The 23104-nt window shown below is 61.9% G+C and carries 16 protein-coding genes and 2 pseudogenes; 8 read left to right on the top strand and 10 right to left on the bottom strand.

Annotated features, from left to right (window positions below; all coding sequences use genetic code 11):
• Window positions 1–113 precede the first annotated feature (113 nt).
• Both ACZ45O_RS08480 and ACZ45O_RS08475 read right to left on the bottom strand, forming a co-directional pair.
• The gene (locus tag ACZ45O_RS08480) at window positions 114–683 is read right to left on the bottom strand and encodes a YeeE/YedE thiosulfate transporter family protein (RefSeq protein WP_464857407.1); all 570 of its coding nucleotides are present in this window, start codon (window positions 681–683) and stop codon (window positions 114–116) included.
• Window positions 684–1172, bottom strand: a complete 489-nt coding sequence (locus tag ACZ45O_RS08475) for a YeeE/YedE thiosulfate transporter family protein (protein ID WP_464857405.1) — start codon at window positions 1170–1172, stop codon at window positions 684–686. It abuts the gene before it with no gap.
• A gap of 223 nt (window positions 1173–1395) precedes the next feature.
• On the opposite strand from ACZ45O_RS08475, the gene ACZ45O_RS08470 reads away from it, so the two are divergent.
• Both ACZ45O_RS08470 and ACZ45O_RS08465 read left to right on the top strand, forming a co-directional pair.
• Window positions 1396–2535: a copper amine oxidase N-terminal domain-containing protein gene (locus tag ACZ45O_RS08470; RefSeq protein ID WP_464857403.1), complete on the top strand. Its 1140-nt coding sequence runs from the start codon at window positions 1396–1398 to the stop codon at window positions 2533–2535.
• Between the two features lie 753 nt (window positions 2536–3288).
• Complete coding sequence (locus ACZ45O_RS08465; protein ID WP_464857401.1) at window positions 3289–5073, top strand: hypothetical protein; 1785 nt, start codon at window positions 3289–3291, stop codon at window positions 5071–5073.
• 317 nt (window positions 5074–5390) lie between these two features.
• Here ACZ45O_RS08465 and ACZ45O_RS08460 read toward each other — a convergent pair whose 3' ends face one another.
• On the bottom strand, window positions 5391–7259 hold the full coding sequence (locus tag ACZ45O_RS08460) for a tetratricopeptide repeat protein (protein WP_464857399.1): 1869 nt from the start codon (window positions 7257–7259) through the stop codon (window positions 5391–5393).
• Window positions 7256–7522, bottom strand: coding sequence for a hypothetical protein (locus ACZ45O_RS08455; protein ID WP_464857397.1), 267 nt, complete (start codon window positions 7520–7522; stop codon window positions 7256–7258). The genes ACZ45O_RS08460 and ACZ45O_RS08455 overlap by 4 nt, the downstream gene beginning before the upstream one ends.
• A 517-nt stretch (window positions 7523–8039) precedes the next feature.
• On the opposite strand from ACZ45O_RS08455, the gene ACZ45O_RS08450 reads away from it, so the two are divergent.
• Window positions 8040–8864, top strand: a complete 825-nt coding sequence (locus ACZ45O_RS08450) for a 50S ribosomal protein L25 (protein ID WP_464857395.1) — start codon at window positions 8040–8042, stop codon at window positions 8862–8864.
• Here ACZ45O_RS08450 and ACZ45O_RS08445 read toward each other — a convergent pair.
• A complete protein-coding gene (locus ACZ45O_RS08445; RefSeq protein WP_464857393.1) occupies window positions 8803–9198 on the bottom strand; it encodes a hypothetical protein in 396 nt (131 codons plus the stop codon). The genes ACZ45O_RS08450 and ACZ45O_RS08445 overlap by 62 nt on opposite strands.
• Before the next feature lie 169 nt (window positions 9199–9367).
• Between ACZ45O_RS08445 and istA the strand changes: the two are divergent.
• The 3 genes and pseudogenes from istA to ACZ45O_RS08430 all read left to right on the top strand — a co-directional run bounded on the left by istA (window position 9368) and on the right by ACZ45O_RS08430 (window position 12040).
• Window positions 9368–10895 (top strand): annotated as a pseudogene (gene istA, locus ACZ45O_RS08440) (IS21 family transposase).
• A gap of 244 nt (window positions 10896–11139) precedes the next feature.
• Window positions 11140–11661: an ISL3 family transposase gene (locus ACZ45O_RS08435; protein WP_464857391.1), complete on the top strand. Its 522-nt coding sequence runs from the start codon at window positions 11140–11142 to the stop codon at window positions 11659–11661.
• Window positions 11662–11671: 10 nt separating this feature from the next.
• Window positions 11672–12040, top strand: a complete 369-nt coding sequence (locus tag ACZ45O_RS08430; RefSeq protein ID WP_464857700.1) for a DUF3024 domain-containing protein — start codon at window positions 11672–11674, stop codon at window positions 12038–12040.
• Window positions 12041–12227: 187 nt separating this feature from the next.
• Here the strand turns inward: ACZ45O_RS08430 and ACZ45O_RS08425 are convergent, their stop codons facing one another.
• The 5 genes and pseudogenes from ACZ45O_RS08425 to ACZ45O_RS08405 form a co-directional block, all read right to left on the bottom strand.
• Complete coding sequence (locus ACZ45O_RS08425; protein ID WP_209468312.1) at window positions 12228–12737, bottom strand: hypothetical protein; 510 nt, start codon at window positions 12735–12737, stop codon at window positions 12228–12230.
• An 870-nt stretch (window positions 12738–13607) separates the two neighbouring features.
• Window positions 13608–14444: an ExeA family protein gene (locus ACZ45O_RS08420; RefSeq protein WP_464855543.1), complete on the bottom strand. Its 837-nt coding sequence runs from the start codon at window positions 14442–14444 to the stop codon at window positions 13608–13610.
• Window positions 14445–15833, bottom strand: a complete 1389-nt coding sequence (locus ACZ45O_RS08415; RefSeq protein WP_464857390.1) for a transposase — start codon at window positions 15831–15833, stop codon at window positions 14445–14447.
• A gap of 80 nt (window positions 15834–15913) precedes the next feature.
• Entirely contained in the window at window positions 15914–16528 is a 615-nt protein-coding gene (locus ACZ45O_RS08410) for a DUF6431 domain-containing protein (protein WP_083765873.1), read from the bottom strand.
• Window positions 16529–16826: 298 nt separating this feature from the next.
• Window positions 16827–17600, bottom strand: a pseudogene (locus ACZ45O_RS08405) (transposase); the annotation flags it as partial.
• Window positions 17601–17850: 250 nt separating this feature from the next.
• On the opposite strand from ACZ45O_RS08405, the gene ACZ45O_RS08400 reads away from it, so the two are divergent.
• Both ACZ45O_RS08400 and ACZ45O_RS08395 read left to right on the top strand, forming a co-directional pair.
• Window positions 17851–19074 carry an IS256 family transposase gene (locus ACZ45O_RS08400; protein ID WP_464857388.1) on the top strand — a complete coding sequence of 408 codons (1224 nt, stop codon included), beginning with the start codon at window positions 17851–17853 and terminating at the stop codon, window positions 19072–19074.
• 528 nt (window positions 19075–19602) lie between these two features.
• Window positions 19603–23100 (top strand): Druantia anti-phage system protein DruA, encoded by a 3498-nt coding sequence (locus tag ACZ45O_RS08395; protein WP_464857386.1) that lies wholly within the window; start codon window positions 19603–19605, stop codon window positions 23098–23100.
• Window positions 23101–23104 lie beyond the last annotated feature (4 nt).

Genomic DNA, 23104 nt, shown 5'->3' with positions numbered 1-23104 from the left:
AAGCACTGCGGGGAGAATCCAGAGGGCTGGATTCTCCCCGCAGTGCAAACAGGGCCCAGAGTCTGGCGCAGGCGGTTTTCGCCGCCAGTTTGGGCCGGGGGACTGCCCGACGGCTAGTCGTCGCCCATCCGGGCCAGGTCCGGGATCTGCGGTTGCCTCCGCGCCGTCAGCCGGTCGAGCAGGATCACGCCGGCCAGCAGCAGGACGCCGACGCCGACGCCCGTCACGATCGGATTGAGGCCGAGCAGTTCGTACAGCGTGAGCTTGCCGAAGTTGAGCGGCGTGATCAGGAGGGGCTTCAGCGGCTCGTAGACCAGGGCGTAGGCGAAGGAGCCCGCGAACCCGCCGACCACGGCCCACCAGAAGCGCCTGTCGCCCCCGGGCACCGCGGCCAGGATCGTGCCGGGGCAGAATCCTGCCACGGCCATCCCGATGCCGAAGAACAGCCCGCCGACGACGATACCGACCACGTAGGTCGTCTTGATGGAGAAATTGACGATACCGAGGGTGCTGAGGGGGAAGGCCAGGATCAGCGTGACCCCCACCGCGGTCAGGAGCAGCTTCAGCATGTGGAAGTCCGTGAGGGTCAGCGCCCCCCGGATGCAGGCGTTGGACGCGACCCGGGACCGACGCAGGATGAAGCCGAAGGCCGTCCCGATCAGGAGACCCAGCAGCAGGTCCATCTAGCTCCACCTCCGCTTCAGCAGCAGGGCCGCCGGGATGCCGCCCGCGAACACGGCGGCGGCGAACAGGAAGCCTGCGACGGAGAGCTGCGACATGCCGGCCAGCACGTGGCCGGTCGTGCAGCCGCCGGCCATCCGGGCGCCGAAGAGCACCAGGAAGCCGCCGGTGAAGGCCAGCAGCGGGCTGGTCGTGGCCAGGCCGGTGCCCGTTCCTTCGGCCGGCTTCTCACCGGAGAGCTTGTAGGCGAGATAGCCGCCGAGCGGGATGCCCAGCACCAGCAGGTGCTCCGGCCCGATGGTCAGGGGTACCGTCTGGAAGTACGCGTTCGCCTCGACGAAGCCGGGGAACAGGGGCTTCAGGACGATGGCCAGGCTGGAGGGGAAGAAGGTCGAGACGCCCAGCGGTTTCAGGAGCACCATCGCCAGGGTGGAGAGGAGGCCAAGCGCGATGCCCCCCTGCCACCAGGTCCAGTTCCGCACATGCATCACTCCTTGCGCAGTTACGGTACGGGGTATAGTATACGGAGGAGTCGGGAGTTTGGCAATAGGGGCGATGCGGGGTGTTTTCGCTGGAAGGTGAGATCGGGTGACGATTATCCCCGGGCAGAACCTGCTCCCGGGGCTTTTCGTATTGGGTATGTGAGAAGCATTGTGTGGGGGAGCGTATGCGGCAATGCGAAGGGGACATGTGCGTCGTTCTTTGGCGGTATTGGTGCTGGCGGCGCTGCTGTCGGCGGCGCCGGTGGGGGCGGGCGCCGAGGAGGAGCTGACGCCGGAGGTGGCGGAGTACCCGGCGGAGAACTACGAGCCCGGCCCGGGCTGGCCCGAGGGGTGGACGCCCCCACCGCCTCCGGAGGGGATGTCGGAGCGGATGCGGGCAGAGGTGGAGCTAATCCTCCGGGAGCACCCAGATCTGTATGACCGTTACCACTGGTGGGTGTGGGATCCGCTGCCGTCCTGGACGAACGAATACCCTTGGTTCTGGCGGGAAGACAAGATGGGGTGCGGCACCACGCTGCACGTGTACGCATACCCGGTCCCGGATACGCAGCTGATTACACGGGAGTTTGGTCGATCCTTCGGCTGGTCACGGATCTACTGGAAACCGTGTCGGTATGAGCCCATCCAGTCGATTACGGAGACACGCGAACTCAGTGAGGAGGAGAAACTGGCTGAGGGTCGAGGTATCGAGTACGAGTACTGGATGGACAAGTCACACGACGGTTTGGGCCGCGATTACGGCTACCGGCACAACGGCAGCCCTGACGAGATCTTTGTATTTCTCAATTTCGGCAACGCGAGCAGCCATTTCGACACGCCGGCCTACTTAGATACCACGGTGAACCGGGTTCGGGTGCCCATCCGGTTTGTCAGCGAGATGATGGGTGCCCAGGTCTCCTGGGACCAGGACAATCGACGGGTCACGATTTACTTCCCTGCAGTCAGCCGCGAGGTGATGAAGGCTGTTCCCGCTCCGGGGTACGACTATCCAGACCTGATCCATCCGGAAACGCACTTGCCGGATCCATACCGTTTCCGCCTCGAAAAGCGGACGGTCAGCATGCCGGAGCGGACCATCGTGCTGACCGTTGATCACCCGACAGCCATCGTGGACGGGCGCGAAGTCCCGCTTGATGCCCCGCCCGTAATCCGGAACGACCGGACCATGGTCCCCGTGCGGTTTGTCGCCGAGCAGCTGGGGGCCAAGGTGTACTGGGTTGGCGCGCACCCCATATTCCGCCTTGCCGATGGGACTCTTTCGGGTTCTTATCAGGTCCATATTTTCACGCCGTTCTTTCCCCTGTACGAGTACCCGAGCTGGTATCTGGAAAACCGAGCAGTCCGGTACTGAGGGGAGGAACGTTCGGTGCGCTGTCCACGATGGGTCGCGGGTGTACTTACCGGCGTGCTCGTCTTGGTACCTAGTCCTGACGCGGTCGCTGCCGATTGGATCACCAAGGGTGGCTCACCCCAGCGTATGTCGGTGGATTCCGAGCCTCATGGTCTGATCGAATTGGCGACCTACTGGGAGACGCAGCCACTCGGTGAGAGTGCTACGCAGCCTGCTGTCGTCGACGGGGTTGTGTATCATCTGGCAGGCGATTACCTCTGGCGCTTGGACCTGGCTACAGTTCAGCCACCGGACGCGAATGCGTCCGCGATTGTGGAGCCGGTCTCTAGGCTCAAGATCCCTTTCAACCGGACGCCCGACGGTCAGTTCATCGCCCCGCAGTCCAGCCCTACCTACAGTCCTGAGACCGGAGTTCTCTACTTCGGCACCGGGTACGGCTGGCTCTGGGCGTACCACACCATAGAAGGTTGGGCAAGGCCGGCAGAACTTGAACTGGGCTGCCCCATCATCGGGTCTCCCCTGGTCGTTCACGACCGGGGGAGAGATGTGGTGGTGGTGGCAGACCGGCCCAACTACCCCGGCGAGGAAAACCGGCCAGAAGGACGACCGCTGTGTCCCCGCTCCCATGGGAAGGTTTGGGTGGTCCAGGGACTGGATCAACTGAACGGTTCCATACACAGACAGGTCTACGAGAGCGTAACGAACAAGCAAGATGTAGCAGGGTTCGGAGGCTTTATCACTCCGTCTGCCGTGATGGCCCCGTTCCATGGAGAAGACCCCAGCTTTGTCATCGGCACCGATGGCTTTGAGGGAGGGCGCGCACTGCGGCTTGCCCTGGACCGGAACAACAATTACAGGCCCTATCGTGTCTGGACTGTTGACAGCACTGCGGGATTCGCCGGCAACTTCACCTCAGACGGTACCCACGCGTACTGGTTGGACACCCGGGGGCGTCTCTGGGGCGCCAATCTGCATGACGGGCTGGAGCCCGCCGGCTGGAAAGGGCACATGGTCGACGTCCCCGCCCTCATCGGCGCCAGGAACGCCTTCACCAACACCGAACCCGCGGTCGAGGTGCGCCAGACCCCCGACGGCGCAGAAACCCACCTCTACGTCACCCTCCGCAACTACACCGACATCGGCGCGGGCCTCCGGGACGGCCCGACCGGCAGCGACGGCGCCGTCGTGGCGCTGGGCCCCGGCGGCGAACTGAAGTGGTACCGCAAGTTCGGCCCGGCGGACCGGCTGGGCGAGCGGATGGCCTCCCTCAACACCGCACCGCTGGCCCTGATCAGCCGGGGCGCACTCATCTTCGGCGACGTCAACGGCCACATCTACAGCTACGCCCTGGACACCGGCCAGCCGATGGGCGGCGACGGGCGGCCCGCGCTCATCCAGCCGGAAGGGCGGGCGCCCACGGACCGGCTGTTCCTGCTGAAGGACGACGAGCAGCCGAACACCGGCCCCTACAACTTCTCCCAGGTCTCAGGCGTCGGCGTCGATCCCGCCTTCGCCTACGGCCTGCTGCTCGTCGGCGTCAACTACACCGACGCTTCCGGGACCTCCGGCCGGCTGGTGGCCTACCGGGCCGGCGAGGCCTACGACCTGCGGTGGCTGGATGAACCGGGGCCCCTGGAGCTGGAGCCGGGCAAGACAGTCGCCCTGCAGCCCCGGCTCCAGCTGGAGCTGACGGCCCGGACCCTGGCCGCGCTCTGCCCGGGCCCGCTGTCCGTCGAGTGGTTCCTCACCGACGAGAGCGGCAAGCTGGTGCGGTCCCTGGGGACGGCGCCGCTGCCCGGCGACCTGGCGCCGCAGCAGCCCCACTCGGTACCGCTCACCGTCGCCCTGACAGAGACCGACCCGGCGGCGGGGCAGATCATCGGCGTCATCGACCTGCCCTCCGTGTACGCCCTCAGCGCGCCGCACACGGCCAACCCGAAGGTGGCGGCGGCCCGGGGCCTCGCGGCGGCGCTGGGGCTTCCGGCCGAGAAGAGCTGCCTCGGTGCGGCGGCCGAGGTGGTGGAGCGGGAGGGGGAGCCGGGTCCGGAGGGCGGCCTGGCCAACAACGTGCTGATCGTGCCGTACCGCAACCCGCAGCCGCCCGACGAGCCTGAGCGTCCGCGCGAGGAGGGTGGAGGCGGGAAAATGATCATCGACGACCCGTGGGTGGCGGAGCTGGCGGTGCCGGGGGTGGCGGAGGCAGGCCGGCCGTTTGAGGTCGGTATCTACCTGGGTTACCAGAACAACCTGGGTCAGGACGAGATCCGGGTGCCGCTCCGGCTGTGGGCGCGGCCTGCGGGGGGCGCATCACCGCCCCCGGACGTGTGGCAGATGGTGACGATTGACAAGGTGCCCTGCTGCAGCCTGAAGCCGGGGACGATCCCGGGGCTGAGCGTAGGCATGTGGGAGATCATCGCCGAGATCGACTACCCGGCTGACACCCGGCCGGACAACAACCGGGTCATCCGGAGGGTGGAAGTGCTGCAGGTGAAGCCGGGCGAGAGCGGCGGCGCGGAGGGCGGGGCCATCACGGACTGAACGCGGGACACCAGACCAATGCGCCCCGTCCCAGGCCTTGCCGGGCCCCACATTGGCCCTCACGTATGGATGGACACCTTGCACGCCTGGACAAAGGACCGTGCGTGCACGGCTGCAGGACCTGCATGACCAGGTGCAAGGCGTACATGACCAGGTATGGGAGCTGGCCTGACCAGGTGCAGGACCTGCATGCACGGTTGCAGAGCCTACATGCACGTCAGAACGGTCTCCACGCACGCAAGACTTCTGACCGAATACAGGATCCACCTGCACGAGCAAAGGGACCCGCACTCCCCGATGGGGTGCGGGTCCTTTCCTCACCGGAGCAGCGGCCGCAGCTCGACCGGGACCACCGCGACCTTATGATTGCGCCCATCCACCTGGGCCCGGCCCACGTGCAGGATGCCGAGCGCCCGCAACCGCCCGATGGTGGAGGCGGGCGGCTTGTCTTCCCAATAGAAGCCGTCGCCGGTCTGGTCGCCGAACCGGCGGGTAAGCCGGTGCAGCTTCACCCAGCCGCCCTCCGCCAGAACGAAGCTGAGGGCTTCCCGCACCGCAGGCGGTTCGTCCGCCAGCACAGCCTGCAGCCGGTCGGCATCCAGCATCGCCGCGGCCAGGACCTTCTCCCGTTCGGGGCGGCGGCGCTGGGGCTCGATCGCGAAGCGCTGTGCGGCCGCGTTCAGCCAGGGGACCGGGATGCGCCGCAGGGCGGTGGCCAGCTTGACATCGAGGCGGATGGGACGCTCGTCCTGCTCCTCCCGCATGGCGTCCATGAATGCCGCGATGTAGGCCTGGTGGTCTTCGATGAAGCCGTGGTCGCCCTCTACTTCCGCCCGGATCGCAGCCTTCAGGCGTTCGAGGTCCCATAGGAAGTCGGGGGACAAGCGGCTGGCATCGATCTCATCGGCGAAGCGGCGGGCCGTCTCGATTTCGCCCATGTCCAGGTGGATCAGTGCCAACCGGAACAGTACCGCGGGCTGCTCCGGCATGAGATCATCCAGCATCCCCAGGAGCACCAGCGCCTCATCCAGCTTCCCCCGTTCGCGGAGGAAATCCGCCTCCAGCAACACGGCGGGGGGATAGAGGACCGGCCCCTCCCGCAGTTCGACCACTCGCTTCATGGCGGCCTCCCGCTTCCCCTCCCGCCACAGGCGGCGCGCCTCGGCCACGGCGTCCTCCAGCTCCGGAATGGGCCCGTCGGGCACCTGCTTCATCTGCACGACGATCTCCGTCCGGCGGCCCTGGTGCACGACCGGGATGGGCTGGCCCGGCTCGAACACGCCCGCCTCCACCAGCGCACGGGCCGCGCCGAACTTGAGGCCGATGGGCAGGGAGGCGCTCTCCAGGATCCGCCGGCCCAGGTCCATCCCCCAGTCGCCGGTGCGGCGGATGATCTCCGCCACGAGCGTGACCTCTTCGTCCGGTTCCTCATCGGCCATGGCGAACACCGTCGCCAGCATGTACAGGCGGAGCGAGCCTTCCACCGGCAGCTTGTCGGCCTGCTCGGGCGTCAGGTTCCGCAGCAACTCGGCGTCAGGGGGGTCGCTGTCCAGCTGGAACGGCGGGATCACGCCCCTGTCCGTCCACTGCGCGACGAGGACGTACCCCGACAGAGGGCCGATCCAGGCGGGGTCGCGCACCCGCTCCCAGATGCGGATGGCCTGCCTGTACTTGCCCAGGTTGAAGGCGGCCACCCCCGCGAGGAAGGCGCCCCGGGCAAGTTCCCGCCCGGGCCAGCGGTTGTGGAGATCCAGGACGAGCCGGTAATCGCCCAGCTCCGTAGCAGCTTCCTTGATGATCGTCGTGTACTGGATCCACTCCTGCTCCGTGCCAGCGAACGCGCGGATGCGGAACCGGCCGGCCTCGAAGTCGCGGACCGCCCGCTGCAGGCACTCCCGGGCCCGCTGCAGGCCGCCCAGGGCGGTATAACAGCGGCTGGCCAGGGCGTGGCGGTACGGGTGGATCAGCGCGGGGTCCTGCAATTGGTCCAGCACCTGGAGCGCTTCGGCCGGCTTGTCCTGGTAGTAGAGGGCAGTCGCCCAGTTGTTGAGGGCAGCCACGAGCCCCGCCTCCTGCCACGCTTGCCGGAAGCAGGCGATGGCTTCGTCAAGCTTCCCCTGCTGCATGAGTTCGCTCCCCTGTGCGGTCAACGCGATCGCCTTTTCTGCGCTGGGCGGGTTTGTCATTCGTCTGGACCTCCCGGAGGTGGATTCGCGTGACACGGTTTCCGAAGACCACTGTAACATCTGGTCACCGCTGCGGGGAAGTCCGGTCGCAGCACATCCCTGGCGTTTCCCTCCTGCGCGCGGCCGGCCAGGATGAGCCGGCCGTCGGCGAGCATGGCCTGCCACCGCCGGAAGTGCCGGTCTACCGCATCGGTTTCCGCACGCGTCGGGTCGGTGCCCATCTCCGGACGGACGGGCCGCAACAGGTAGAGCCACTGTCTCACCTGAATACCCCCAGATCCCCGGGTAAGAACGAATGGCCAATGAATGAGTCAATTACCGCACGCCTTGACCAAAGCCCTGCAATCGAGAGTGAACCTCGCCCACCTCAGGCTCGGAGCGTTCGCAAGACCCTCGACATGTTCCCATTCGGAACGGGCATATTCGGGGGTGCGGGCGCTGCCTTCCCGGGCGTCGGCCTCGCCGGCTCGGTGGCCGTGCCGGCAGTGGGTATGGGCATCAGCTGGGCCCTGGACGACGGCTTCAACCGGCAAACGGACTTGGTAAGGAGGAGCATCCAGAACCACCGCGGGTGCGAGGCCGAGCAGGCGAAGATGAAGCCCATGAAGAGGCGGACCCGACAGGAAGCCCGGCACCGTGGTGGCGGATTCATGGGTAGGCCGTGGCTGGGGGTGGGAGAATATGCTTCCAAGAGTGTTGCGGGAAGCGGTATTTTATATATAGGGGGTGTTCCGGGTGGCCGGAGCACCTGCCAGACTTTCTTGACAGGGGGGATCGTCGATGAATGCAGTGTTGCAGTTGGAGGCCAGAACCCGGGAGACCGGTTCCCGGGCAAGCCGGCGGCTGCGGCAGGCCGGGTTCGTACCGGGTATCATCTACGGTCCCGGTGTGGAGCCGCTGGCCATAAGCGTTCCCACCATCCAACTGGAGCGGTTGGTCGACCGGCACGGCCGCGGGCATCTCATCAACGTCCACGTGGAGGGGGAAGCCAATCCCCGGCAGGTGGTGATCAAACAGCTTCAGCGGGACGTCCTGACCGCTCAGGTGACACACGTCGATTTCCTGCAGGTCGACATCCACCGGACCATCACCCTTACGGTGCCCATCGCCGTCGTGGGGGAGGAGCAGGCGAAGCGCCGGGGTCTGATCGTGACCCACGAGCTGGCCGAGGTGGAGATCAAGTGCCGGCCCACGGAGATTCCGGAGGCGATTACGCTGGACATCTCCGGCGTGACCGAGCCCGGGCCGGTGACGGTTGCCAGCCTTGCCGCTCCTCCCGGCGTCGAGGTGCTGGAGGATCCCGACACCGTCGTCCTCTCCTGCACCCTGGGTTTCGGGGGCGTGGCGGAGACAGAAGCGGAAGCGGAAGCCGGGGAGCTCCACCGGTCCGGCGGCGTGAGCGGCATAGAAATGTACCGGGGCACCCCCTGGACGGGAGTGCCCCGGTTTTTCGTCCCATTCCGGGGGCTGATCGGGTGTTGTCACCCCGGATGGACTCCGCTCCGGCACGCCAGCCGGCTCTGCCTCGAGCGGAATGTCCAACTCAGAAGTCTTCTGTCCCAAACATCAGTCGACGGAACTCCTCTTCAAGCAGCCTTATCTTGAACTCAGCACCTTCGCCGTAATGGTTGCCAAGGTTGTGCCCTCCGTTCACGTAGACCACGTCGAACTCGCTGTCGCTCGTGGAAAGGCACTGTTTTCCAAACCAGTAATCGAGAACAACGTTGTCCTTTTCAGGATCCCCGGTCAACTTGCGCCAGATGATCAGGACACGCTGACCTTCGGGGGTCGTTCCCTCCACGGTGCGGAACCACCACTCCCCGTTGGGATAGGGCAGCAGTTGCCCCTTGATGATGAGCCGTCCGTCTGCGTATTCCGGACGGATTCGACCACTCATTCCGGTCGAATCCGTCCACTTATTACGGATGAAATCGACCACCGTTTGCGGGGATAGTCGACCGCCCATTCCGGCCCAAATCGACCGGCTCGAATCCTAGAGCGAAGCGGCATGGTCGACCATTACAGGGTTTTGCCGGCTCCTCCCGAATTGTGGATAACATCTCCACACGAGAGGACGTGGGCAAGCCTTGGCAAATCGGAGGTTGTCGATGCGCAAGATCAGAGAGATCCTTCGCTTGAAGTGGGAGGTCGGGCTCTCCGCCCGGCAGATTGCCCGGAGCCTCTCGATCTCGCACAGCACCGTGCTGGACATGCTTCGGCGGTTTGAATGCTCCGGTCTTTCCTGGCCGCTGCCGAACATCGACGACGCAGAACTTGAGGCCAAGCTTTACCCAGGAAACCCCCAAGGGCTAGTAGAGCGGCCCTTGCCAGACATGGCCTACATCCACCGGGAACTGGCCCGAAAAGGGGTTACCCTGCAGCTCCTGTGGTGGGAATATAAGCAGAATCATCCAGATGGGCTGCAGTACAGCCAGTTCTGCCAGCGATACCGGCAGTGGCGTTCCAAGCTCGATGTCGTTCTCCGGCAACCGCATCGGGCAGGTGAGCAGATGCAGGTGGATTTCGCCGGCGATACCGTGCCCATTCATGACCGCGAGACGGGAGAGGTTTGGCAGGCTCCGATCTTTGTTGCCGTTCTGCCGGCCAGCAATTATACCTTTGCCAAGGCCTACCCGGCTCAGGACCTGCGTTCCTGGATCAAAGCCCACTGCGAGGCCCTGGAGTTCTTCGGTGGCGTTCCAGAGATCATCGTGCCGGACAATCCGAAGGCCGGCGTCACCCGCGCTTGCCGCTACGAACCGGATCTCAACCCAGCTTATCAGGAAATGGCGGTCCATTACGGCGCTGCGGTCATTCCGGCAAGACCCCGCAGCCCCAGGGATAAGGCGAAAGTCGAAAACGCGGTCCTGGTGGTGGAGCGCTGGATTCTTGCCGCCCTGCGGAACCACACCTTTTTCAGTCTTCACGACGCGAACCGGGCAATTCGAGAGGCCGTGGCCAGACTCAACGACCGACCGTTCCAAAAAAGTCGAAGGAACGCGCCGGAGCCTGTACGAAACGCTGGACAAGCCGGCGTTGCGCCCTTTACCGCCGCAGCGTTATGAGTTTGCTGAGTGGCGGAAAGCCAAGGTCAATCTCGACTACCATGTCGAGGTCGACCGCAACTACTACAGTGTCCCGTACCCGTTGGTTGGGGAGACGGTGGATATCCGCCTCACGGACGGCCTGGTGGAAATCTTGCACCGGGGAAAACGAGTGGCCTGCCATTCACGGGCGACCGGCCGTGGACGGTCCGTCACCCAGATTCAGCACATGCCGGCCTCCCACCGCCGGCATCGGGAATGGACCCCGTCCAAGTTGCGGCGTTGGACGGAATCGGTCGGACCCCACACGGCGCAGTTGGTGGTGACGATCCTGGAGGAGAAGCCGCATCCGGAGCAGGGCTTCCGGTCGTGCCTTGGCATCATCCACCTGGCCAGGAAGTATGGCTCCGACCGTCTCGAAGCGGCCGCCGCTCGGGCATGTGCGGCCCGGACGTTCAGCTACAGCAGTGTGAAGTCCATCCTGGCCCATAACCTCGATCAAGCGCCGCTACCTGGCCCGCCGGACAACCAAGCCACTCCGGTGCATCCCAATCTGCGGGGCCCCGACTATTACGCAGGGGGAGGGCCGTAACGAATGCCCTTGCAGACGACGATTGAAAGGCTTCGGGAAATGCGGCTTCGCGGCATGGCTGACGCCCTGGTGCGCCAACAGCAGCAACCTGAACTCCAGTCCCTGTCGTTCGAGGTTCTTGCCGTTGAGTGCCGACTAACGTCACCGACGGATGGAACCCGATTTACACCACTTGACGGGACATGATCCGTTCCCTATTTGAAGGAGCGATGGCTGTCGGGGTGCCACAACGTTCGAAAGCTGTATGAGGAGATACGTGATCGAGGTTACTCAGGGTCCTACTCCAACCTTCGTCACGCTCTGGTTTCCTGGCGAACAGCTAAAAGGCCCCGGGGCCGGGGCGGGACCTGGCTCTTCTAGGCCATCCCTTGTCTGGAGAGATGTGCGGTGGGCACTTCTCTGCCCGCCGGAGCATCAAACAGAAGTGCAACGGCAGATGGTGGAGCAGATCCTCGCGCTGCACCCGGATCTTGCCCTGGCGCACTCCCTCCTGCAGCGTTTTCGCCAGATGCTCCGTGAGCACCAAGTGGGCGAGTTGAACCGTTGGCTGGATGATGCAATGGCCAGTGGTTTACCCCCGTTCACGCGACTTGCCAGGACCCTGACGGCCGACAAGGCTGCGGTTCTAGCCGCCATCGAGTTGCCGTGGAGCACGGGGCCCGTAGAGGGGATAATCACCAGGATCAAGTTCATGAAGCGGCTCGGGTACGGCCGGGCAAGCCTGCCGCTTCTGCGGGCCAGGGTTATAGGCAGTCTTGGAGTCTAGCGCGATCGTCGTGCGCTGCGGAGGGATCGAAGTGCCCCTACCCGATGGAGTCAGGCTCCACGCGGAGCAACTGATCTACTGGTTCTGTCAGACTGCCGTACCTCCTGGTATGCAACCTTGCTACCGGCTGGAGTTTCGCACCCGCGGCAGTTCAATCACGCTCTACGAAAGCCGCCCCTCCTGGGTACCGTCAATCGGACGATGGCTACGGATTCCCGTGGTGCAGTTCCGATTCGACCCAGAGCAGGGCAACTGGACGCTGTACAAGGCAGATCCTAACCGACGCTGGTTTGCATGGGATCTGGTCCAACCCTCACCAGACCTGGCCGAGCTTCTTAGGCACGTGCATGTCAGCGCCGCAGGGATTATCGTCGGTTGATCCTACGACGCCTTGTCACCGTTGCCTGCACCAAACTTGGCGAAGACCCAAATCCACGTTGCCGTTGACACGGTAGGTGGGAGCACCGTTGGCGTCTAGGCTATTTGCACACAAGCGACGAGGTAGGGGGCCTAGCTCCCTACCTCGTCGACTCTACACTCCCTCAGGGGGCTTTCTGATCAGTCTCTCACCCGTTTGGTTCGCGAACTGCAATCTCCGACGGCGGGATCTCAAGGAACCGCTCGGCGCCGTCCCAGACGATGCGTAGCCGGATTGGGTTCAAGATGGCAGCCTTCACTTCGCCTAGCTGCTCCCAGTCGAATGCAGCTACAGTATGTGTGAACCGCCACTCGGGTCGTTCCGGAGTCACATCAAAGCGGCGGCCACTGGGAGGAAGGACCAAAGTCTCCTCCGGAATGAGCAACACTTCGACCATCTGTTCGGGATAGAAAATGGCGACCCTCACGTTGTGGAGATCTTCATCTACTAAGGATACGAACCTGAAGGTCATGCTTCCCTGCCAACTATTGGGCAGTTCAGGATGAGGCTGCAGGACCAGTTCCGCATCTATGTTGAAGTCGGTTGCCTCCGTAATCGGTGTAAATGTGACCGCGTCCGGAAGTTGCGTTAGGTTGGCCCGAGCGCTGCAGCCCACCAAGAGAGCAGATACCACCAACAACAGAATCGTTCGCCTCATGCTGGACATCAACCACCCTGCCCATCTTCGTAGGAACTCTATCGTCAGGTTAGTATACCATTTTCGCTCATTTCCGCAACCCGGTATCGATGGCGTACTCGCTCTCACGCCGTAGAGGGACTTGACCGCGGCCGACATGGTTCAGGCCCACCCGGACTTCAGTGGGAGTTGCACGGTCCCCGTCCGCGAGGCGGAGGAACACTTCGCCAGGCTCCCGTTGTATGGTTCCACGTACTGCGTCGTCCGGTTGCAGTCCTCGATGCCACTGGCGATCTCCTAGGAGCCTGTCTGAGTAAGCCAGTTCTGTAGGAGCAAAAGGGTTCGGTGTCCAATGTCTTCAGCATGAGCAAGAAGACGTATCGACCGTATGAGCCCAATCAGCTGTTGCTGCTGCCCCCTGCCCTGCAGGACTGGCTTCCGCATGACCATTTCGCTTACTTCCTGAGTGATGTCGTGGACTCATGTTGTTGCCCGCGCTATTTGGCAGTGACTTGACTGGCGACAGTGTCGTTCGTCAACTGACGCGTTGGTTTGTCGCCAGGGTCGGGGGCGGCCGGCCAGCCGGCCGCCCCTGCTGAGCTTAGAACAGTGTAGCTTGTACAGTTCCGGATGCGACCCGTTTGCTTGGGCTGCGGTGAATCCGTGCCGTCCTCCGGCACTCCGTGAGTGCCTGGCGGCTCCTGGCGAGGAATGCACGAAGATCTCGGGCGCTGGCGAACTCCAGCTCGACGGCACCAGTCGTTCCATCCCGGAGCACGAGTACGTAACGTGGGTGCGTCCGGCAGTCCGGCTCACAATCGAAGTAGACCTCAACCGTAAACTGAGGCAGCACGGTCGCTCGCAGTGAGGCCAGCACGAGTCATCCCTCCATTACCACGGGCTGCTGCCCTTGGCGGTCTGCAGATCCTGCAGCTCAAACAGAACCCGGTCGACATTGGCCTCGTCCACAAAGCGCTGTTCACGGGAGCAGGCGTCCAGCAGGCAGTTGGTGCAGAGTGTGTTAATGACCCGGGGAAGCCCGCGGGACTCGGCGGCGATCTTCTGCAGCGCCTGTTCCGAGAAGATGTCGTGGTCGACGCCCGTCCGGCGCAGATGGTGCCGGATGTACGCGACGCTTTCTTCCTCGCTCAACGGCCCCAGATGGTACCGCACCTGAACGCGCTGGGCGATGGCTTCGAAGGTGCGCAGGCGGAGCATGCCGCGCAGTTCGGACTGGCCCACCAGCAGAAAGGTCATGGGACAGGCCGAATCCAGGTGGAAGTTGAGCAGGAACCGCACCTCCTGCAGCATGGCCTGCGGCAGCAGATGGGCCTCGTCCAAGACGATGACGGGCTGCAGCCCGTGCAGCCGGTAGCCGTCCAGGATGGTCTGCTCAAACAGCCGGCGGGCCTCTCGGCTCAGGAAGTGGTAGGGTGCGGCGACACCGAGCTGGGTGAGCACGTCGCGGTAAAAGGCCGTGGGCGTGAGCTTGGAGTCGGCGATGTAGACAAACGGATTCCGGCTGCGATCCAGCAGGTCGTACAGGGTACGGATCGCAGTGGTCTTGCCGGATCCCACCTCACCGGTGATGAGGCCGAACGCCCGGTGGCGCACGCAGTACTGGAGCCTGGCCAGCAGCTCCTGGTGCTGTGCACACGGAAACAGGTCGGCGGTCGGGATCTCCTTGCTGAAGGGCAGGACGCGAAAGCCAAAGAACTCGGCCAGCACTCAGTTCTGGCCCCCCTTCGGCTGCGTCAGCCGGGTGTAGGCGGTCTCACCCAGCCGCCTCCGCCGTTCGGTGTCATGCTGCTTCTTGGCCAGCGTGAGGAAGTTCAGGCCGGTCTTCGGTGCTGCTGCAGCTGGTTCGGGTGCGGGGGATACCGACCGGTGCCGGGTACGGTGCAGCTTTAGCGGGACGGCGTCGGCAAAGCGCTTCCCCTCGTGCCAGACCTGGATCTGGCTGAGGTCGTACGGGTCGTAGCGAAGCGTGACCTTCCGGCGGGCCAGGGCCGAATCGACCTCGTATTGGTTGCGGTAGAGCGAAAAGCAGCCCGTCTGGTCCACCACGCGCTCCTCCTCCCAGAGGAAGACCTCACGGAGTGCACTGGGGTCAATTCGCCGCAGCGGCTCCGTGTCGCCCTCAAACCGCTGCCGCGGCGTCTGCTTGGTCACGCCGTGCACCCGGTTGTGGTACGCCACCTCCAGCCAGGCCCAGAACAGCTCGTTGAGCTGCTCCAGGGTCGCAAGCTGGCCGGCGGCGATGAGTTGCTGTGCCTCCGGCAGAAAGCTCTTCTGTACGGTAAGGAAGAAACGCTCGATCTTCCCTCGCCCCTGCGGTCGATATGGCCGGGAATGGGTGAGGCGGATGCCCAGCCGGCCGCAGATGCGCGCCAGGTGCCGGGCGGAATAGATCGCCCCGTTGTCCACATAGATACGCCGGGGGAGACCGTAGCGCAGGATGGTGCGTTTCAGGCAGTCCTCCAGGCGGGGCAGTTTCTCCTCCCAGTACATCTGCCCGTAGACGATGCGGCTGTAGTCGTCGATGAAGGCGATGAGGTAGACCTTACGGGTCTTGCCGGGCCTGTCCGGATGCGGCAGGTTCAGGAGATGACACACGTCGCCCTGCCAGCAGTCGTTGCGGTGGGCCGCTTCAAAGCGCCGGAAGGTCGCCCTGCGCTTGCGGCTAAGCATAGCCTTGCGGCTGTAGCCCGCCCGCACCAGATGCTGCGACAGGGTGGATCGCCGGAGCAGCCCCGGCGGAACTACGCCGGCTTTCTCCAGGGTGTCAATGATCTGCTGCACGCTGCGCTCCGGCACTTCCCGCCTGGCAGCGATGGCGTGCTCCAGAATCTCCGGTGTGATGACACGGCCCTTGCGGGCGTCGTCCCGCACCTTGGGTTTCAGCCCGTCGAAGCCGGCCTGCCGGTAGGCGGCGATCCAACGCTCCAAGGTGCGAACGCTGACCCGGGTCTTGTCGCTGTGCGGAATCTGGTGGTGCTGGCGGGCGATTTGCTGCAGAATCCGCCGCCGTTCGAGCCGGGTCGCATCCTCCGCCACAACCGGTGCGATGAGCTGCCACCGAAAAGCGGCAATCTCGTCGCGCTGCTGTTCGTCCATGGTGAGTCCCTCCCTTGCCAGGTTGGCGCCATTGTGGCACGCCAGCCTGCGGGAAGGCGACGGACAGACTCTGTGGTGTGCTAGAGGGAAGCCGTGCCTTCACCCAGCCGGTTCAGCGCAGCAAACACTCCGCCGTGTTCCTCCGGTCGCCGCCCCATCTGACGGCGGTACCAGTCCCCCACATCCAGCAGGAAGTGGAGCGCGGCGTCCGGACCTTCCCGCCGGGGGGTGAGGGCATCGAGGTCTGTGTCCGGCCAGAAGCGCAGAACCCGTTCGGCAAGGTACTGGCTCCACTCTCCGGCCAGCGCTCTCGCCCTGACAAGCCAACGTCTGAGCGTCTTCTCCGAGAGCCAGCTGACCGTCGGGCTGCTCAGTCGCCGGGCCAGGGTGCTCCAGGGCAGCCCCCGCCGCACCCGCCCGCGAACCACGGCTTCTCGCACCAGCGTGATGAATCGGGCGTACGGTTTCAGAAAGTCAGGCAAGATGGCGCACGTCTTACGGCACCCTGGACACCACCAGCGGTAGATCGGGATGTACGCCTTCTGGTGCGCAGTAAAGACCCAGCGCCAGTACCGCCCATGCCGCCGCATTCGACCACCGCAACCTGGGCAGTGCAGGGGCAGGTCCGGCCCGCAAGTGCCATATTTGCGAAGATAGGTCTGGACGTTCTGGCCCAGGGGAAGTAAGATACACATACACAGGTGCACTCCGCCCTGTGGGGAGAGCCTGCCCAGGTGGACGGCCAAGTCACAGGCCTGGGCAGGCTCTCATATTTGTCCCCTGTCGTACGAAAACGGAGAGGACAGCCCCTCTCCTGATAATTCTATCTTCAATATTCTCTGTCCTACACAAGCGCACGATGCTCAGCACATGTTGACAAATAATCCGGGCAACAACATCTGTGTCTTAAGGTCGGGTGAGTGTCTCTTTCTCATGGTTGGATTGTAGCTTATCAATCGCCTTTTTCGTGTCTAGTTTTCTGGGTCCACTATAAGGTTCTGCCTTCCGCTGCTTCCGCCGACGGCCCCCCTTGGACCCCTTGGGCTCGGGCCCTTCGGGAGGCTCATGTTCGTCAACTCCGGCCCTCAGACGCGCTTCGCCTTCCAGTGCAGCCTTGGCCTCTTGAATCTTGGCCAGCCGCTGCTCACGGAAGCGGAGTTCTTCGGGCAGTTCATCCCCACGACGATGCGGGCCGAAGCGATCATCCTCGGCCTGGTCAGCTTCCTCGGCTTTCTGGAGCAGCTCTGCGATCTCCGCCTTCAGGCGTTGTTCTTCCTCCACCATCCGGCTGTAGCTCATCGCCTTGTGCTTGGAGGCGTTGGCCTTGATCTTGGTGCCGTCCAGGGCCACATGACCCAGGCGAACCAGCCCGGCCTTCTTGCAGATCTTGACCACTTGCAGGAACAGGTCGGAGAGGGCCTTTAGATGCCGCTTCCGGAAATCGCTGATCGTCCGGAAATCTGGCTGATTGTTGGCCGCAAGGACGCGGAAGGCTACGTCCTCCTGCAGCCGGCGTTCGATCTTGCGAGAGGAGTAGACGCCGTTGCAGTAGGCGTACAGCAGCACCTTGACCATCATCCGCGGATGGTACGGTGGGTAACCTCGCAGCTCTCGCTCGTATGTCCGTTCGATTTGGCTTAGATCGAGTGAGTCCACGACATCACTCAGGAAATAAGCGAAATGGTCATGCGGAAGCCAGTCCTGCAGGGCAGGGGGCAGCAGCAACAGCTGATTGGGCTGATACGGTCGATACGTCTTCTTGCTCATGATGAAGACATTGGACACCCAACCCTTTTGCTCCTACAGAACTGGCTTACTCAGACAGGCTCCTAGCCGATTGTGCCGTGCGTTCTAATTCTACTCATTCTAACCATTCCCTCCTGCGGTTGTGGTTAGAGTCCAAAGTAGTGGTGTAAATTCCCCGGACCTTCCGGTGGGAGGGGCTGCTTGACATAAGTGGCCACCTTTGGGTTCCATGCGAAGTAGGAGCAATACATCGCAAAGGGGGAACCCGCAGGTGACCAACTTTAGGATCGCATTGGAGGAGCTTCTGCGCAAGTCCGGTGTGGACGACGTGGATTTCCTCCGGGAAGGAGTTCGGGTGCTGGCTCAGGGTCTCATGGAACTGGAAGTATCGCAGCAGATTGGCGCTGAGCGGTACGAACGGTCGTCTGAGCGCAGCAACTACCGCAACGGCTATCGGGAACGTCAGTGGGATACGCGGGTCGGGACGATCGATCTGCAGATCCCCAAACTCCGGAAGGGGTCCTACATGCCAAGCTGGCTCGAACCTCGCCGACGGGCCGAGAAGGCCTTGGTGGCTGTGGTTCAGGAGGCTTACATTCAGGGGGTCAGCACCCGGAAGGTAGATGAGTTGGTGCAGGCCCTGGGGATGACCGGCGTGAGCAAGAGCCAGGTCTCCCGGCTTTGCGCCGAGTTGGACGAGGTGGTTGAGGCCTTTCGCAACCGACCGTTGGAAGGGCGCTACCCTTACGTTTGGCTGGATGCCAAGTACGAGAAGGTTCGGGAGAACGGCAGGGTCTCCAGCATGGCCCTGGTGATCGCCATGGGTGTACGAGAGGATGGCGAACGGGAGATTCTGGGGCTAGACGTGGGTCCCAGCGAAGATGGGGCCTTCTGGACCGCGTTTTTGCGGCAGCTGGTCGCTCGGGGCCTCAAGGGCGTGCTTCTGGTGATCAGTGATAACCACGTCGGTCTGCGTGAAGCGATCCGAACCGTGTTCAGTGGCGCCAGCTGGCAGCGCTGCCGGGTTCACTTCATGCGGAATCTGCTCGGCTATGTGCCCAAGAACCTGCAGTCCATGGTGTCGGCTGCTGTGAGGACCATCTTCGCACAGCCGGACCAGCAGGCAGCGAAGTCTCAGCTAGCCGTTGTGGTCGAGAACCTGCGGAAACAGTTCCCCCGGGCGGCCCAACTGCTGGAAGATGCCGAGGAGGACATTCTGGCTTACATGGCCTTCCCGACTGAGCACTGGCGGCGACTGCACTCCACGAACCCCCTGGAACGGCTCAACAGAGAGATCGGCCGGCGGACGGAGATCGTGGGCATCTTCCCCAACAGAGAAGCTCTGATCCGCCTGGCCGGAGCCGTCATGATCGAGCAGCAGGAAGAGTGGATGACCGCCCCACGAAGATACTTCAGCCAGGCGTCCATGGCGAAACTGTACGCCCATGACCCGAGCCTCGGCCGTTCTGAACTTTTGCCGCTGAGTGCCGACTAGAGCAACTACAATGCTGGAACCCGATTTACACCACTTGACGGGACTTGATCCGGTTGTGAATTCATTTGGATTGTGATGCATGGACGGTAGGGGTAAGGGGTGGTCTGGTTCTGGAGGGGGTAGGTGCATGGTGAATGGCCGACGGTAGGTGCCGCCGGCCGTTTTGTGCGGTTTGGCGTGAGAGAAGCCGCTCACCGAGAGCGGCTTCATCAGTTCAATTTGGTGGAAATCGGTGGGTTCATCGGAGACTCGGATCTCAGGGATGCAACGGACGTCTCATTTGCTACAAGGAGTAAAGGTCGGTCTTGAGGAATAAAGACCAGATAAGAACAGAGCGCTTCTCAGTGGAGAAAGCGCCAGCTGTTTCTCCGCTGTTTCAGGATTATTCTATCGAGGTGGACTTCGACCATGATTTCATTCTACCCCTACCGGCCTAGGCTTACTGGGCTCTTCCTTGAGCGATTTCATAACAAGGCTCAAGAGCTGTGCAAGTCTGCGAGTCCTCTGTCTGAAGTCAAGAGGATCGCTTTGGAAGAATACGAGTGGGCAACGCACGAGGTCACAGTCAATCCAAATCAGCGGCGTATCTATCGCGCCTGTTGGTTGCTTTTACGTGACCTGCTCGTTGCAGGCTGGTCCTGTCGCTGGTACGAGGGGGAACTGCAGGTCAGTCCCCCGTCTGAAGCATCGGTTCACATGGACAAGGAGGGACTAGCCGAAAGAAAACAGGCCGTCCGGGATGCGATGGCAGAAGCCCGCATGAGCAAGATCCTCGAGGCAAAAGAGTTTATCGATCGCATGGAACACCCGCCCACCGGAGGGAAGGTGAAGCTCCCCATCACTGCACTAATTGCCGATGGTCGAGAACTCGCTAGAGAACTCGAGGCAATTGCAAACCTCCCGAAGGAACAGCAAGCGGACGCCTTGCGTAGGGTCGTGCGCCCCTATCTCCAGTTGGTTGAGGAGGACCAAGTCTGCCAGTTCTCTGGCCACCGCCTCGGTGACATCTGGCGCTACTTTCGGTTCACGTGGGCTTCACCTGCCGAGAATACCCCCGGAAGGACGCTGCAGTATTTGGTGCGGGATGCGGCGAGACCCAACCATCCCGTTATCGGCATCGCGTCCCTGGAGAACGCTCCGATACTAATTGAAAGCCGCGACACGTACATCGGTTGGAGTCTGCAAGGCTTTCTTTCTACAGTAACCTCAGAACAGTCCTCCGAAGGGGTACGAGCGCATTTTGACCGACTGTTGTCCTATATTGACAACGGCATCGCGGACATTAACATGGAGGGGCTTTGCACACCCGAAGAATGTCAGGCACCTACCGAGCACCTGATCGAACGCCTGTACACAATTGCTGAGACCGCCAAGCAAGAACGGGCGGCTGCACTTCGGGAGTGGAACACGGACCCTAGCGTAGAACGGAGTGAACTGGGCAGCATTAGTCTCGCTGCAGAGGAAGCGCTGTATCGTCGGAAGCGGGCGGAACAACTGGCTTCGCTACTCACTGCCCGCAGAGTCCTCCAGGAAGTGGTGAGTCACCCCGAATTCGGCCGCAAGTGGCCGGAGTTGGTTGAAAAAGACCAAGTTAGAACAGCAATTCGCACAGCGTTGCAGGCTCAGAAGAGCCGACACATAGGAACCAGCATCCTTGAACTTAACGTATGTGGTGCAGTTCCGCCCTACAACTACATCCTAGGAGGCAAATTAGTCGCACTGCTCGCTCTATCTCCTCAAGTGGTACAGGATTATCGCAAACGTTATGGATCCAGGGCTAGTGATATTGCGTCAAGGCTCAAGGGACAAGAAGTTATCCGACCGGCAGACCTTGTGTATGTTGGCACGACATCGCTATATCGCGTTGGGTCGAGCCAATACAATCGTCTCAAGCTGCCCGCCGGTTTGATGGGAGACAATTCGCCGGAAGTCAAATGGGAGAAACTCGGCGAAACAAGTGGATATGGAACTCTACATATTAGTCGTTTGACCCTTCAGTGTCTTGAAGAGATTACCTCACCAGACGGTGTTACCGAAGTAAATCATGTGTTTGGTGAAGGGCCCAGTCCCAAGCTCAGGATTATTCGCCAAGGCCTAGACGCTGCGTTTGACTCAGGTCAACGGTATGTAACAAACGAGTTTACCAGGCACTCGATGGGCCGGCTCGTTTACGGCGCTTGGCTGGCAGTAAACGGACGTGACTACCTACTGGGGAAGGCAAGTCGCCCGAAATACTACTTCGATGAGCAAATTTCTGGAGCTGAAGGGACCGAGGCGATTGCAGAGTATTGGCGCCGTCGCTGGCTGGCGAGCCGCTTGTCCTATCAACCTGCCCTGGACCAAATGAAAGCCTTTCGTCCGGGCAAGAGCCTCGTGTTTGCGGCGGGTATGCCCGGCAATCAATATGAGCCAGCGTATCAACCGATTCGCTCAGATGCGGAAAGGATGATCGGCGTGACTGTTGATGGCGATGCTCAGATAAGAGACTATGTTCGAAACTTATACAGGGGTTCCAGCTCCTTTGCAGATCATATCGAGCTACGCCTTCTTCAGTCGATTCACATCGAAACTGACCTGGATCGTAGCATTATCACCGAACTATCAGCTGGTAGGGACGTGTTGCTAACAGGAAATCCTGGAGACGGAAAGACACACCTTCAGCGCGTCTTGGCGCCTACCATGAGTAGCCTACCTGTACAACCCATAGTCGAGCTGGATGCTAGTGCCCTCACTGACCAGGAACTGAAGGAGCGCTGGGAGCGGGCGCGGCAACAGAGACGACCATTCTGTCTGGCCATCAACCAAGCCGTACTGTTCAGTCTCGCCGATCGCTATTCAGATTTCCAACCGATCCAAGAAGCTCGCAAACAAGTAATCGAAGCTGTATCATGCGATAGTACTCCGGAATTCGAGAACCGAAGCGTCACGGTTTTCGATCTCAACAGGAGAAATGTGCTCTCGCCGAGCATCGTCAAGGCTGTCATTGAAAAGATGACTGCTCCTGATTTCATCAGGGGCTGCGAATCATGCCCTGCAGAAGGGTGCGATTTTGTTCGTAATCGCACATTGCTTCGCAGTCCCAGATTCATAGAACGCCTCCAGGCCATTTTCGATCGCGTCAGCAGTCGCGGCTATCATGCAACGCTACGCGAGCTTGAGGGGTTCATTTCCTACCTGCTCTTTGCCGGTAGGTCTTGCGCTGATCTAATAGCGACGTCAGGAGATAGGGATCTGGCGTTACCACAACTCCCCTTTACCGGGACTGGTCGCTTGTTCGACGTAGTAAGAGAAACTTTCGATCCAGCTCGAGTAACGCACCCTATCTGGGACGAACTACTGGCGTTTGGAGAAACCAAGCTCGAGGATTGGGATAGTGGATGGACTCACGAAGTCGGTCCAATAAGCCCCGATGATTCGGAGAAGTTCGCTGCAAGGAAACGTGCGTTCTACTTCTTTCACGCGCACGGAGCATCCTTGCTCGATATTAGCGGCAACGACGAAAATGAGTTTCTGAGTTTCCTTGCTGCACCAGATCGTGATGCCATCAGACTCCTGTTCCGGCGGATCAACAAGTTCTTCGGCGTAGAGAGTGGCCCGGACGAGTTAAGAGTGTGGCAAAGCCATCGGTACAACCAGGCTCCACGAAGGATCTTCTATTCCAACCTTACGCGTCAACGTCGGGAGTTTGAGCTAGTGCGTCCCAAACTAGCATCCTCGATGGCACAAGCCTTTGAGCTAAAGAAGGATCATGTCGTCCTACGGTTGCGGTCCAATCCGAGTGCACGCTTAAGAGTGGACTATCCTATTTTCCACCTACTTGCGCAAGCTGATCGTGGTGTACCGGTACAGTACTTGGAAGGGGATGCCAACAGGCGGTTGTGGCAATTCATGGAACTTCTCTCGGAGCCAATCGATACAAGAGACGACGTTCCCGTACTAATATTCGACCCGGTAGGTGGGGAGCAGATTCGTGTGACAGTCGATCCCATAGCTCGGCAATATGTATCTATCGAGGTTAAGGAGTGACAAC

Source organism: Symbiobacterium turbinis (assembly GCF_055383075.1).
Note: the sequence above shows the minus strand (reverse complement) of the source record. Positions and strands in the feature narration are given on the sequence as shown.

Coding starts and splice junctions, on each gene's coding strand:
- ACZ45O_RS08480 (WP_464857407.1), bottom strand. CDS start 683: ATGGACCTGCTGCTGGGTCTCCTGATCGGGACGGCCTTCGGCTTCATC.
- ACZ45O_RS08465 (WP_464857401.1), top strand. CDS start 3,289: ATGGCCCCGTTCCATGGAGAAGACCCCAGCTTTGTCATCGGCACCGAT.
- ACZ45O_RS08460 (WP_464857399.1), bottom strand. CDS start 7,259: ATGACAAACCCGCCCAGCGCAGAAAAGGCGATCGCGTTGACCGCACAG.
- ACZ45O_RS08450 (WP_464857395.1), top strand. CDS start 8,040: ATGAATGCAGTGTTGCAGTTGGAGGCCAGAACCCGGGAGACCGGTTCC.
- ACZ45O_RS08435 (WP_464857391.1), top strand. CDS start 11,140: ATGAGGAGATACGTGATCGAGGTTACTCAGGGTCCTACTCCAACCTTC.
- ACZ45O_RS08425 (WP_209468312.1), bottom strand. CDS start 12,737: ATGAGGCGAACGATTCTGTTGTTGGTGGTATCTGCTCTCTTGGTGGGC.
- ACZ45O_RS08415 (WP_464857390.1), bottom strand. CDS start 15,833: ATGGACGAACAGCAGCGCGACGAGATTGCCGCTTTTCGGTGGCAGCTC.
- ACZ45O_RS08410 (WP_083765873.1), bottom strand. CDS start 16,528: ATGTGTATCTTACTTCCCCTGGGCCAGAACGTCCAGACCTATCTTCGC.